We start from the raw sequence: 13,679 nt of genomic DNA on the forward strand, positions 1-13,679 counted from the left end.
AGGAATTTTCATTAGTAGATGGTTTAAACTTTTATTTGCTTTCTATTAAAGATACTATTAAAGTAAGTAAAATTACGGTAATAAGGAGAAACCAATGTATAAAATTGGAGTAGTCGGTCCTGATTCATCTGTTGAGCGCATTATAGACTTGGGTAAAGAATACGCGTCAATCATGGAATTTAAAGCGTATCCATATGAAGATTTCAGGGAAACTGAAAAAATCGTTTCGACATTCAATCAAGATGTGGATTTCTGGTTTTTTTCAGGTCAAATTTCATATATGGTCGCCAAAAACACGGTAGGAATAGGGGATAATCTATTATATATCGATCATACTGAATCAGGGATTTATAAAAGTCTTTTGCATATGGGATATTTTCAACAGGAATTTTTAAGTAAAGCTAGCATTGATGAAATTACGACAACCCATTTGGAGCAGGCGTTAAAACAAATTGATATTACACCAAAAGAAATGTATATAAAGAACTTCAATATTAATTCAACAACGGAGGAATTAATCGAATTCCATCTTGATTTATGGAAAGCTGGAAAAACGGAAGGTGCACTAACCTGTTTCGAGGCCGTATATCTACATTTAAAAGAAGCAGGTGTGCCCACCTATCGAATATCTACAACAGATATGGAAATTCGCCAATCATTAAGAATCCTTGCAGAAAAAGCGCGAACTTTCTACTTTAGAGACACCCAAATTGGTGTCCAAATCATTGAAATCGAACATTTCGAGAAAATATTTGAAAAAGCAAAAAGCTCCTATCATCTGCAATTTTTAGAGATAAAATTAAAAGAAACCCTTCTTAAATTTTGCGAACAATTAGAGGGATCATTAGTTGAGAAGGGAAACGGCCGTTATTTTATTTTTAGTACACGAGGTACGATTGAATCCAAAATAAAAGATTTAAAGGATACTGTCTTTTTGTTGTCAAATGAATCCAATGCTACTGTTACCGTAGGAATTGGGTATGGGCAAACACTTCACTCTGCAGAAATATACGCTCAACGCGCCATCCAACTTTCAAAAGAAAAGTCAGAGAAGGGCATCGTTATCGTACAAGGGGATGGAACCATGATCCAGTCGGTGGGAGAAGAAAAGGAATTACGTTTTTCTTACCGGATTGATGACAAGGATTTTATGGAAAAACTAAAAAAAGCCAAAATTAGTGTGAAAAACTATAATAAATTATATGCTTTAGTTAATAGATTAAAATTGAACGATTTTACAATTAAAGATTTAACAACTCACCTCTATTGGGATGAAAGTAATGCACGGCGTATCGTAGTTAGTTTATGTGAAGTTAATTTAGCAGAGATCATTGGTGAGGAATCTTATTCTTCTCGCGGGAGGCCAAGCAAAATTTATCGTCTAAAATAAGTATGCCTCCTTCGGGTTTGCATTTTAGCTCGATGTCCTTGGACTTTCGGATCTTGAATTCCTAATCTGCTTTAAAGTTGTTGAGAAGTCATGGTTCACATTCCACCCCATATTTGCGTAGAAAAAGGAGCTGTTGAATAGCTCCTCGCAGGGGCATTTTATATTTATTTTCCTATTCCAACAATCGTCCGATATAACAAATAAAAAGCTTTTTCCACTAAGACTTGCAGCTGTACCTTTAGTCCATTAAGAAAAAAAGCCATCCACCGGTTGCACCATGATCTCAACTAACGAATCTGCTAGTTTAATTATCTGTAAATCTCCCCATAAAAAAACTGCACATCATTTATTGGATGGGGGTATGCTCTGCGGAAAATGGAATAAATTTTTGGGATCATATTTCGCCTTTATTTTTTGAAGTTTTGCAAAGTTTGAGCCGTAATATGCTTTACCAAAATTTTTAATATTTTGGTCTGGAACATTAACATATGAACCTTTTACATATGGTTTTATTAGTTTACGCACTCTTTCAACTGATTCAAGATTCATAGCTTCTTGTGATTTCTTTTCCCAACTAGCGTTCCATTCCACATAAAACAATGGATTACGCCAAAAGAAGGCTGTTTTATCGTTAGGTACTCTGCTTAAAGCCCCACCCCAATTGATAAAAAAGAAATTGGATTCTGTCCCAGTCGCTTCCTCCAAGAACTTCCTCATGATTGAAATTGGTTTTTCCGGCCAAAGACTAAGTCCCCAGGCCGAGGAGAATTTAACATTCTGATCAGATCTACCAGGGATTGGTTCATCGGGGTCCAAGAAATCAATAGCGTCTGGATAGGATAATGTTTCTATAACGATTTTCGTTGGTGTTCCAGAAATCATTAAAGGCTTCAATAATTTAATGAGCTCGGTTTTTGAACCGAGGAAAATTCCTTCGGCATGACACAAACCATTTACTTTGCTGAAAATTTCAAGAATGCACCCTAATCTTTCATCTACGAAAGGTGCCCACTTTTGCCAAGCACGACATACTGTCTCCAATTGTTCCCACGGCCAAATGATATTGAAGACGGTTGCAGTTTGAGGGGCACGGCGAACTTTAAATGTGTACTCGGTATTATATCCAAAATTACCTCCCCCTCCTCCTCTGGAAGCCCAAAACAAATCCTTGTTTTTCTTCTTATTTGCACAAATGATCCTGCCTTGTGCATCCACAGTTTTCAGTGCGATGAGGTTGTCACTTATAAGACCAATCGATCGTGACAATACTCCAAATCCACCGCCCATCGTAATTCCTCCGATGCCAACGGTTGGACTGTCCCCAAACGGAGCCATAAACCCTCTTTTAGCTAATCCTTTTACGAGCGGACCTACGTGAATTCCTGTTTGAACGGTAGCCATTTCCTTTTTTTTATTTAGATGCACCTTTTGCATATCACTTACATCAATTACAATTCCCCCCTTCACGACTGAGAGGTCCTTATCAAGGGCATGACGGCCGCTTCTTACACGCACGGGTGCCTTATTCTTACGTGCCCATTTAATGGCATTACTTACATCAACGGTATTTTGTGCAAAAACAAAGACCAAAGGAAGAGTATCAACATAAGGATTCCAATTCTTGATCGCTTCTTTGTAGCCTGGCTCTCCCATGTAGATTACTCGTCCTGTTAACTCTCTAGATCTCATGCATGCCACTCCCATTCAAAACTTTTGTAGATTAATAATTGTATGAATCAGGAGTTCATACTATGAAGAATATTTAGAGATAGGAATTTCCTTCTTCCTTTAATCTTCCCCGATATTGCAACTTGTTTTATTTCGTTATACTTCTGCTCATAAAGAAACTCTTCCAAAAGGTACTGGACCAATAACAGACTGGAGTTCTTGTCCAACGATAGCTTTTCAGCCATCATCACCTCTTTTTTTATATCTACTATTTTGGGGTTGGTAATACCTGCGTCAAGATTTGAATTGTTGCTCCGCTTATTCAACTTTATGATTTTGCGATTGATGTTATATCCTTTGCAACTTGAGCATTACGGATGTTTCAACATACAGCATGGGAACAACTTATTGTCGTCCTGCAAAATCAATAAAAAAAGCTTACGTTAGATCGACTGGTGCCATCGAGCGATTTTGTTCGCAACATGCGAGGCTGCCCTGAATCTACAGAAGAAGCCAATTGGAGATGTCAAAGTCAAAAATGCTCCAATCTTGACTTTGACCGAAAATTAAAAAAGAAGTTCGGAATATTTAATTCCGAACTTCTTTTTGTTTACAAACTGAAAGCTGCCCTTGGCAGCTTATTTAGGATTGTCTTCATTTCTTTTTTGGATCTTGCGTAAATCCTCGACACGGTCAGGAGCTTCTTCGAAGAATTCCACCAGGTCACCGATCCTATCAATGGCATTCCAGCTGAGGTGGTGTTCGATTCCCTCCACATCATGGTATATGTTTTCTTCCTTGACCCCAATCAGCCTGAGCATCTGTTCCAATAGTTCATGACGATATACGAGCCTTTTTCCAACTTTTTTCCCGTTTGCCGTTAAAACGAGCCCGCGATACTTTTCGTATATCAAATATTTTTCTTGATCGAGTTTTTGGACCATTTTTGTCACAGAAGATGGATGGACGGAAAGATTCTCAGCGATATCGGAAACCCGTGCATACCCTTTTTCTTCAATAAGTAAATAAATTTGTTCTATGTAATCCTCCATGCTTGGTGTAGGCATTCGGAATCCTCCCATTTCAAAAGCATATCTAAAAATATTACTATATAAACGTCCCTGAAACAAGCCGTTATCGTCTCAGGGCGCCATTAAATGCAATTTCAGCTCAAGCTTGTTTGACGGCTTGTCCTTCCGGGAATACGAAATTGATTTTCTTCTCCGATTCGGACCAGGATAAAATCGCATCAAAGGTCTTTTCGCCTTTTTTGAACCCGCTTATCAAGTCCGTTTCCCCGCTCGCCAGCAGCTTTTTTATATTGGCTTGACTAATTTTTTTATTGAGGATTTTTTTTGAAATCGTAAAGCTGCACTTTGTTTTTTGATAACTTACGCATCCATAGAATTCGCCTTTATCGACAATTTTGGAACCGCATAACTTACAATTGCCCAAGGATGCCGCGCTCCTCTTTTTTGAGCCTCTCCTCTGGATCGATTCAGTATCCAGCCCTTGGAAATCCCAGCTTTCCGATGACTCCACAGCATCACTGATGATTTTTGCTGCCATCTTTTTAACGGCTTCCATAAAGGCTCCGGCTGACGCCTTTCCTTCTCCGATTTCCCTTAGACGCTGTTCCCATTTGGCTGTCATCTCAGGTGAGGCGAGGATTTTCTCGCCAATGGCCGTAATCAGCACTTTTCCCTTATCCGTTGCAAATACCTGATTCTTTTTGACATCAATGTATTTACGATCTTTAAGCATGGTAATGATGCCGGCCCGTGTGGCTTCGGTGCCTAGGCCTTCCGCTTTCATCAGGACCTTTTCCAACTCTTCATTATCGAGGTGTTTTCCTGCCGTTTTCATCAAGGTGATCAGCTGACCCTCCGTATAGCGCTTCGGCGGCTGCGTTTTTCCTTCTTTCACCTTGATCTTGGCTACTTTACCGGAATCACCTTTTGAAACCTGCGGCAATAAGACATCGTCATCTTCCTTATCATTCTGGAAAATCACCTTGCGCCATCCTTCTTGGATCTGTTGCTTGCCCTTTGAAATGAATTCGGCCCGCTTATCAACAAGCGTCTTAATGGTCGTATAATCAAAGATCGCCTTCTCATAATGGGCGGCAATCAGCCTGCGTACCACCAAGTCATAAATATTGCGTTCTTCAGCGGAAAGACGTTTGGGATCGGTAACCTGTTCCGTCGGAATGATGGCATAGTGATCCGTCACTTTCTTTTCATTTACATAGCGCTTATTATTCATGATGCTTTGCTGCGGCAAAGGATAAAGGGATTCATATTCCGAAAAGCCGCTTAGCTTCTTCAAGATATCGGGAAATGTCGCGGCCTCCCCCTCTGTCACATAGTTGGAGTCTGAACGGGGATATGAGACGATTCCTTTTTGATATAGACTTTGAACGATATCGAGCGTCTGCTTCGGTGAATATTTATATATCTTATTCACGGTTGCCTGCAATGACGATAGATTGAACAGCAACGGAGGCTGGAATTCCTTTCTTTCCGTAGCCATTTCGGCTATTTCCGCTTCCTTGTCCTTACAGAATGCGGCAATCTTTTCTGCAAGCTCTTTCGTTTTTATTCTTGAATCGTTGTTCTGCTGCCATTTGCCCTGATATTTCTTGCCATCCATCTTGAAGTCCGCGAACACTTCCCAGAACGGTTCAGACTTGAATTGTTCAATCTCCAGTTCCCGCTTCACGATCAACGCGAGGGTCGGTGTTTGAACCCGTCCAGCTGAGAAAACGTCCGATACGCCCTTCTGCTTCAATAAAATGCTGTAAGCCCTGGATGCATTCATACCAACAACCCAGTCTGCACAAGCCCTTGTGTACGCTTCATGATAAAGCGGCCTAGTTTTTTCTTCACTGATCAGGTTCTGGAATCCTTCATAAATGGCTTTCGGGGTCAAAGAGGAAATCCATAAACGCTTCATCGGTTTATGGATGCTGCATAGATTAACGATGTTCCGTACAATCAATTCTCCTTCACGCCCGGCATCGCCAGCATGGATGATTTCATCGACATCCTGCTTCCTGAGCAAAGTCTTCACGACATTGAATTGCTTTGCCTTTTGCCGGGTCACTTCATATTGAAACCTTTCTGGAATCATCGGTAACGTATCAAGTGACCATTTCTTCCAATTCGCATGATACGTTTCCGGCGATACAAGTTGACATAGATGTCCAACTGCCCATGTTACATAAGCCCCATCAGGGAAAAGTTCGTTCGGCATGATTTCTATATATCCCTGTTGCTTCTTCGTTTTAAATTGTGCTGCCAACGTTGAACCTTGATCCGGTTTTTCCGCTATGATTAGCTTCATGTTCATCTTCACCTAATCCGTAACAAAATATCTTTCCCTATTATTATACCTTAATTATTGCAATCGGCTAGAGATGAGTTCGGTTTAAACAGTAGGAAAATGATGATTCAACATTCACAAAACTCAGTCAGATTTCAGAAAAGCTATCTGGCTGAAAGGTTCATGATAGGCCCCGATTTAGCCAAAAGAAGTAAAAAAGAGAGTTCCTTGAACCCTCCTTTTCTACACTATTTTAGTTGGTCCAATGCTACATTCAACTTTAATACATTCACCCGCGGGTCCCCGAATATTCCTAATGACCGTCCTTCTGTATATTCAACAACAAGTTTATCAAGCCTTGTTACAGATACACTTTGATACACCTCGCTCTTTAGCTATGCGCGATACCTGTATTTTAGCCCCTTGGGGTGAAATATTTGGGTCAAGACCCGAACCAGAATTTGAAAGTAAGTCAGCTGGTACCTCCTCTTGTTTGACAGTAGGGTTCTCTTTTGAAAATGCTGCCAACTCTTTTTTTGTGCGCTTGATCATGTCCTCGTTGGATGGAGCATAATTGGGTGTACCTGAGCCTGCCGCATCATATTCTATAGAAAAAACACGACCATGAATGTTACCTCGTCTTATAAATCAACAAGGCATGGATAAAGTCCAAAAGGTCTGCTTAACGTCCGGCAAGCGAAGTTGCTTCTTTCCGAACTGTCGCCCATTTACCAAGGTGAAGGTTTACTGACAGCAGGCACGATTTCCGTCTATTCTACGTATACCAAGACTAGTTATAAATCAATGTATTGAAAATTTGATTTTGCTGGATTCCCCATATTTTCATATAGTTAACCACTGTCATTCGTTGCGTAAGCAAAGATAGAGCACCAGTAAAATCTAAAGCATTCTCTTAAAGAATTCAGGAGATTGTCATGATATCGAAAAGATCATGGTTGACATTCTGGCGAAAAGTAATCCATGATTACTTATGTCACGAAGCAGCCTTCCAGATGATAGTCGAGCTTTACATACAGAACCGATGTTTTGCCCCAGGTCGTTAGGTTTACTCAGCCTAATTGACGTTTGAATACCATGCTGGCGAAGAAGTAAGCAATAACCATGATGCCGATGCACCAGGCAAGCGCGATCCAAATATCATTGCCCACAGATCCATGATACAGGAGGGCACGAATCGAATCGACGATAGAAGTCACAGGCTGGTTCTCGGCGAACGCACGGACGATTTTAGGCATCGTTTCTGTGGGGACGAAGGCCGAACTGATAAACGGCAGGAAAATCAGCGGGTACGAGTAGGCGGTCGCCCCTTCCATGGATCTCGCTGTCAATCCGGGAATGATCGCCAGCCAAGTCAGCGCCAGTGTGAATAAGCCAAGTATTCCGGCTACCGCGAGCCATTCCAGGATACCGGCACTGGAACGGAAGCCCATCAAGATTGCGATGAGGACGACCACCACGATAGTAAGCACATTGGAAACAAGGGAGGTCAATACATGTGCCCACAATATCGACGATCGCTTGATGGGCATTGTGATGAAACGTGCCATCAGCCCGCCCTTTACATCTGTAAACAGCCGCACGGAAGTGTAAGCGACTCCTGATGCAATGGCCATCAGCAAGATTCCAGGCAATAGATAATTAACATAATTATCCACACCAGCCTCTATGGCTCCGCCAAATACATACACAAACAGCAGCATCATCATGATTGGCGTGATGGCGACCGTGATGATTGTATCCGGGCTGCGCATGATGTTGCGCATTAGACGCCCTAGCAATACTCCAGTTTTACTTTTCATTTACATTTCCTCCTTTTTGCCGATGATTGCGAGGAAGATCTCTTCCAATGTCGGCTGCTTTTCGATGTACTCCACTTTCGCAGGCGGGAACATCCCCTTGAGTTCCGAAAGGGTCCCGGTTGAAATGATTCTTCCGCCATGCAGAATGGCGAGGCGATCGGCCAATTGTTCGGCTTCCTCCAAATATTGGGTCGTCAGTAAGATGGCCGTGCCGCCTCCAGCAAGCTCCTTGACAGTATCCCAGACTTCTATACGCGCTTCAGGGTCAAGCCCTGTCGTCGGTTCATCGAGAAAAATGACTGCTGGCGTTCCGATCAGGCTCATGGCGATATCAAGCCGGCGTTTCATCCCGCCGGAATATTTGTCTGCGCGGCGGTTGGCCGCATCGGTCAAGCTGAATCTTGCAAGCAAATCGTCGGCGACTTGGGCAGGATTGGAAATCCCCCGTAATTTGGCTATCACCATCAGGTTTTCCCGGCCTGTGAGCATACCGTCCAAAGCTGCGAATTGTCCAGTCAGGCTAATGCTCTGGCGGACATCCTCGGGTTGATGCTGGACGTTATAACCGCAAATAGTTGCTTCGCCGCCATCTGCCTTCAATAATGTCGAGAGAATATTGACCGTCGTCGTCTTGCCCGCTCCATTTGAGCCCAGCAATGCGAAAATTTCACCGCGCCGCACCTCAAGGTCGATCCCTTTTAGTACTTCCTTGTCAGAAAAGGACTTTTTCAGCCCTTTTATGGAAATCACTGCATGTTCCATACATTTTCCTCCTTATAATAAGCTCGGTAAGACCGCCAGCGATATCGTCATCATCCGGTAACGCATCTTGCGGAGCTAGTTTTCCCAATCTTATCTATTCTGTGTTGCTGATAATCAGTATAACTTAGTACTGAGTTGAAAATATAACTGAATAGCGTAGGCAATTACATTTGTAACCAGCTATTCAGTCAGTATTATTTGTTGAGATTGTTTTTTTCCAATCGTTCGATGATGCTTTGATTTAAATCTTCGCGATATTTAGCCACATAGGTTTTCGCATTCGCCACTAGTTCGTCGGCAAAAGAAGCTACATCAGCCCCTGTTATTTCCAGAACTCCCCTGCCCTCCGCGCTACCGGCTTCGAACAAGTCGATCAATTCATATTGGAGGCGAAGCATATCCATCCCGTTTCCAGCTGTGAAATTCCACATATAGGCCTGAATTTTCTTGAATACAAACTGGTAGTCCTCCGGCAGGGCATCGACCCGAGCCATCATCATCTTGTATTCTTTTTTATCACCAATCATTTTCTTGAACATTTCCATCATGCTATTTTCCCTCCTATTAGTAAAAAAATTGAAAAATACACTCCATAAATATCTTACGGAAAACTATATGAAGCTACTTTGACTTTAAGACGTTTATTTTTGATGAAACAAAGGCCCATTTTTCCCAAAACAGTGCCAGCTCCTGGATGCCAGCCTCATTAAGTGAGTAAAACTTGCGGGGTGGTCCCATATCTGACGGTTTTTTTTCTATGTTCACCAGTTTTTTCTTTTCTAAGCGAACTAGGATGGTGTAGACCGTCCCTTCCACCACTTCAGTAAACCCAAGTTCATTCAGGCGTCGGGTAATCTCGTAGCCATAGGTTTCATGACGGCTGATGATTTCGAGCACGCAGCCTTCCAGGGAACCCTTCAGCATTTCAGTTAAATTTTCCATGTTCAGAGCCTCCTCTATCTTGTCTGACTTATATTCAGTATCACTCAGTACAAGGGAAAATTTTTTTACTGAATAGCTTTATATCTTATTCAGTATCGGTAATAAATGTGCATTGAAACCGAGTCGGCTGATATATTTATTGCAGCCTCAGTAATCAGTGAAGCCGGTATTCAGTGTGACTTGTTACGTCTATATCGTATCACGCAGTAGATGTGCTGTCAACTGAATGCCCTAACTACTTTTTCGAAATTCCTCCTGTGCTTGAAACATCAGTGCGTTTACCTCTGCAACTTTTTATATACAAATTCCCGGTACCTTTTGAAACCTTGCTTTTGATAAAACTCCTTTGCCGCAAGGTTTGCAGACCAATAATCCAATTCCAATACGTCTACTCCCTTTTCACTGGCTATCTCTTCCACCTTTTTCATGAGACTACATCCATACCCCTTATTCCTTTTTGCATCACCTATGCTAATTTGATGGAGATAAACAGAATCATATCCTTTTTTAAATGGAGTGTCTGGATATTCTCTTAACTCTATCCATGCGTAACCGAGCGCTGCTTCATCTTCTTCCAACAGCAGGAAAATGAAGCGTTCGTTTTGTATCAGACTTTGAAAACCAGCCTTCACTGCTTCATAATCATATTCCTTAAAATGTTCAGGATATATACGGAAGTGCAAATCATGTACATGTTCATTTAATTTTGCGATCAGCTGGAAATCCTTCGTTTGACTGATTTTCATAACAAGCCCCTCACCTATATCAGTATTTCTTGTAACTACCGCTCCCACTTGCCTACGATAAACCCCATGTCAACATCAAATTCCTGGGCTTAAAAGATGTTATCGCATTCTTGCCGCCGATTTGAGAAATCTCATCTCTATTCCATCCATGATGAACAACAATCAAAATAATTAGGTGCCCTATAGGTCATCAACACTCTTATCAAATATACCAAACTAATCCATATAATGTAAGTGACATATCTCCCTGTCAATGTTGGTCGCTTTCGCCAATCTTCTTTTTCTGACATAGTCCATTACTGTTTCATTGGTAATTTGTTGAAAAAGTCGGTGAAAATGATAATCACAAAAGCCTGCATATCGGGCAATATCGTAAAGATGCAGGGGTGTTTCCAATGATTCCTCTATATGATCAATGGCGGCTTGAACGCTAGTCCAATACTCTGAATGCATCAATAAACCTCCTTCCCCAGTAACTTTTCAGTTTTTATCATTAGCCCTTTCTAAATGCCTTGTCCGGCACAACCTCCATTATAGAAAGATGTAAATGACTTTTCTTGATGATTTTTGCTTTTTTCAACCCTGAAAAAACGTTCATGGTATAAGCAACATAAGGCAAGTATTATCAAGAATTCAAGTGATGGCCGATGTATGATGTAGCTATCCGGAAAGGAAAGATGAAAGAATACTATATACTTTTCATCCACTATAAACATGAAATACGGGAGGAACGAATATGTCAAATTTACAAATACTCGACTTTTCTTTCAAAAATGAAGATAATCGCTCAAAAGACCTTAATTTTTTGCAAACTGTACTAAATTTCAAGGTACAATTTGAAAATGAAGTATACACGGCACTTTCAGATGATAACGGACTCACCATCGGATTCATGAATACAGATAAATTGGAAGAGGCAGCGCGAGAAGGGTATAGAGAACAAGTTATTCCAAATTTTTCTGTCAAAAAAGCTGACTTCGAGCAAGTGATTGACTCTGCCGAACATAACGGAGGCAAAGTGCTGATGCCCCTAACGCACATTGAAGGCACTGGGTTATTCGCCATCGTTCAGTCTCCAGCTGGGATTAACCTGGCACTCGTTCAAGAACAAGAAAAATAAAAGTTAGGGTATATTATATGTTCAGTTAAACTTCCCTAATCAAATTTGAAAATAAGCCTCCTTATCTTTAGGAGGTTTTTTTGTCAATTTCCTTGAGTTAATTCCTTCATTTGAAGGGAACGAGCCCATCACCGCAATTAAAAAACAAACATCAATCAAGGTCGTCGATTTAGCTTAATATCCTGAGATGATGTATAGTGGTGAAAACATGTTGGTTTTCTTTTTGAAAGAGAGGGACATTAAAATTAACCTAATGATATGTTTCTGCAACTTCCAAAAACAGCAGTAAGTAACGATATGTTTCAACTTTTTTAAAAGGACGTGCTCTAAGAATGAATCAAGACAAAACAACCATTTCTAATATTCGAACAGGCCCCATGTTTGCGGTGATGCTGGCTGGTGCTCTGGTCGCCTTCTTGAATCAAACTTTGATCAATATCGCTTTGCCCCAATTGATGGATCATTTTGAGATATCAGCAGCAACCGCTAATTGGCTTACAACCATCTTCTTGTTGGTCAATGGGATTGTTATCCCGATTACGGCTTTCTTGATGGAACGGTTCAATACGAGACAATTATATCTTGCTTCGATGGGGCTGTTTGCGCTTGGCACTTTATTATGCGGAATTGCTCCTGCCTTCTCCGTCTTACTGATTGGGCGTGTTGTTCAAGCCGCAGGCGCCGGGATATTATTCCCCTTGATAACAAATGTAATTTTCACATTATTCCCCCCCAACAAACGCGGATTTGCAATGGGCATATTCGGGATAGCGATGAATTTCGCCCCGGCCATAGGACCTACGTTATCGGGATGGATTGTGCAAAACTATTCCTGGAGAGTCCTGTTTTTCATCATTTTCCCATTCGCTCTTCTTGATTTTATATTTGCCATATTCATCATTAAAAAGGTTGGGCAAACCAGCCGGCCTAAACTTGATAAAATTGGCGTGATTTTATCGACTCTCGGATTCGGCGGGGTTTTATACGGATTTGCTACAGGCGGTACAAAGGGTTGGGGCAGCTTCGAAGTCCTGACTATGTTCCTTATTGGAGGAATCAGCTTAGGTTTATTCGTCTGGAGGCAATTTACTGTAGCGCATCCTATTCTGGAATTCAGGATATTCCGCTACCGAATGTTTACATTAACAACCATCATTAATGTTATCGCGACGATGGGCATGTTCTCAGGAATGATCATCATGCCGATTTATATGCAGAATATCCGAGGCTTCACACCATTGGAGTCTGGCCTCATGCTGTTGCCCGGAGGCATTCTGATGGGAATCATGTCCCCCATAACAGGGAAGCTGTTTGACCGGTTTGGCGCGAGATGGCTGGCGGTAAGCGGGCTTGCCATTACCATCATCACCACTTATCTTTTGACACTGCTTGAAACGGATACATCCTTTTTATATGTAGTGTCGGTATATACGATAAGAATGCTCGGCATGTCGCTATTGATGATGCCCATCTTCACGGCTGGATTGAACGAATTGGCCCTTAGCCTGAATAAATATGGAACAGCCATGGTCAATACATTAAGAATGATTGCAGGTGCTGTCGGCATGGCGTTCTTTGTATCCATCATGACCAACCAGGGAGCAAAGCATGTACAAGGGATCTTAACTCACGAGCACATCTCTCCAGAAAATAAGTTCCAAGTGGCCATGGCCATCAAACAAGGAAACGTAATGGGAGTAAATGATGCATTCATGATCGCAACATGGTTGACGATAGTTGCCTTCATACTCGCCTTTTACATACGGCGGACTTCACCGCAAGAAGATACCATCACGAACCGCCTTTCAAGGAAACAGGCTACCTGAATCAGTGATCATCAATCAGGTTTGAATGACCGCCTCGAAAAGAGGGCATTTTTTTCGGGTGTCCCTTCTTTCATGGGTTCA

At 41.6% G+C, this 13,679-nt stretch carries 14 protein-coding genes; 3 read left to right on the plus strand and 11 right to left on the minus strand.

All coding sequences use genetic code 11. From position 1 onward, the window contains the following. Positions 1 to 94: 94 nt before the first annotated feature. Positions 95 to 1,390: a hypothetical protein gene (locus QNI08_RS03710; protein ID WP_285766086.1), complete on the plus strand. Its 1,296-nt coding sequence runs from the start codon at positions 95 to 97 to the stop codon at positions 1,388 to 1,390. A 342-nt stretch (positions 1,391 to 1,732) separates the two neighbouring features. Here the strand turns inward: QNI08_RS03710 and QNI08_RS03715 are convergent, their stop codons facing one another. From QNI08_RS03715 to QNI08_RS03760, 11 genes are all read right to left on the minus strand, one after another. Then, on the minus strand, positions 1,733 to 3,079 hold the full coding sequence (locus QNI08_RS03715; RefSeq protein WP_285766087.1) for an FAD-binding oxidoreductase: 1,347 nt from the start codon (positions 3,077 to 3,079) through the stop codon (positions 1,733 to 1,735). A gap of 617 nt (positions 3,080 to 3,696) precedes the next feature. Then, the gene (mntR, locus tag QNI08_RS03720; protein WP_285766088.1) at positions 3,697 to 4,125 is read right to left on the minus strand and encodes a transcriptional regulator MntR; all 429 of its coding nucleotides are present in this window, start codon (positions 4,123 to 4,125) and stop codon (positions 3,697 to 3,699) included. Positions 4,126 to 4,228: 103 nt separating this feature from the next. After that, positions 4,229 to 6,403 (minus strand): DNA topoisomerase III, encoded by a 2,175-nt coding sequence (locus QNI08_RS03725; RefSeq protein ID WP_285766089.1) that lies wholly within the window; start codon positions 6,401 to 6,403, stop codon positions 4,229 to 4,231. 227 nt (positions 6,404 to 6,630) lie between these two features. Next, complete coding sequence (locus QNI08_RS22485) at positions 6,631 to 6,765, minus strand: potassium-transporting ATPase subunit C (RefSeq protein WP_352231193.1); 135 nt, start codon at positions 6,763 to 6,765, stop codon at positions 6,631 to 6,633. Next, entirely contained in the window at positions 6,734 to 7,027 is a 294-nt protein-coding gene (locus tag QNI08_RS03730; RefSeq protein WP_352231195.1) for a potassium-transporting ATPase subunit C, read from the minus strand. Before QNI08_RS03730 ends, QNI08_RS22485 begins: the two co-directional genes overlap by 32 nt. A gap of 425 nt (positions 7,028 to 7,452) precedes the next feature. After that, positions 7,453 to 8,202: an ABC transporter permease gene (locus tag QNI08_RS03735; protein ID WP_285766090.1), complete on the minus strand. Its 750-nt coding sequence runs from the start codon at positions 8,200 to 8,202 to the stop codon at positions 7,453 to 7,455. After that, positions 8,203 to 8,964 carry an ABC transporter ATP-binding protein gene (locus tag QNI08_RS03740; RefSeq protein ID WP_285766091.1) on the minus strand — a complete coding sequence of 254 codons (762 nt, stop codon included), beginning with the start codon at positions 8,962 to 8,964 and terminating at the stop codon, positions 8,203 to 8,205. 194 nt (positions 8,965 to 9,158) lie between these two features. Next, the gene (locus QNI08_RS03745) at positions 9,159 to 9,512 is read right to left on the minus strand and encodes a DUF1048 domain-containing protein (RefSeq protein WP_285766092.1); all 354 of its coding nucleotides are present in this window, start codon (positions 9,510 to 9,512) and stop codon (positions 9,159 to 9,161) included. Between the two features lie 73 nt (positions 9,513 to 9,585). Then, positions 9,586 to 9,906: a PadR family transcriptional regulator gene (locus tag QNI08_RS03750; RefSeq protein WP_285766093.1), complete on the minus strand. Its 321-nt coding sequence runs from the start codon at positions 9,904 to 9,906 to the stop codon at positions 9,586 to 9,588. Positions 9,907 to 10,184: 278 nt separating this feature from the next. After that, entirely contained in the window at positions 10,185 to 10,652 is a 468-nt protein-coding gene (locus tag QNI08_RS03755; RefSeq protein WP_285766094.1) for a GNAT family N-acetyltransferase, read from the minus strand. 216 nt (positions 10,653 to 10,868) lie between these two features. After that, positions 10,869 to 11,105 carry an AraC family transcriptional regulator gene (locus tag QNI08_RS03760; RefSeq protein ID WP_285766095.1) on the minus strand — a complete coding sequence of 79 codons (237 nt, stop codon included), beginning with the start codon at positions 11,103 to 11,105 and terminating at the stop codon, positions 10,869 to 10,871. A 283-nt stretch (positions 11,106 to 11,388) separates the two neighbouring features. On the opposite strand from QNI08_RS03760, the gene QNI08_RS03765 reads away from it, so the two are divergent. Together QNI08_RS03765 and QNI08_RS03770 are read left to right on the plus strand one after the other, a co-directional pair. Next, positions 11,389 to 11,772, plus strand: coding sequence for a VOC family protein (locus QNI08_RS03765; RefSeq protein ID WP_285766096.1), 384 nt, complete (start codon positions 11,389 to 11,391; stop codon positions 11,770 to 11,772). Positions 11,773 to 12,104: 332 nt separating this feature from the next. After that, complete coding sequence (locus QNI08_RS03770) at positions 12,105 to 13,598, plus strand: DHA2 family efflux MFS transporter permease subunit (RefSeq protein WP_285766097.1); 1,494 nt, start codon at positions 12,105 to 12,107, stop codon at positions 13,596 to 13,598. Positions 13,599 to 13,679 lie beyond the last annotated feature (81 nt).

This window comes from Peribacillus folii (assembly GCF_030271255.1).
In the GTDB taxonomy this organism is placed as follows: Bacteria; Bacillota; Bacilli; order Bacillales; family DSM-1321; genus Peribacillus.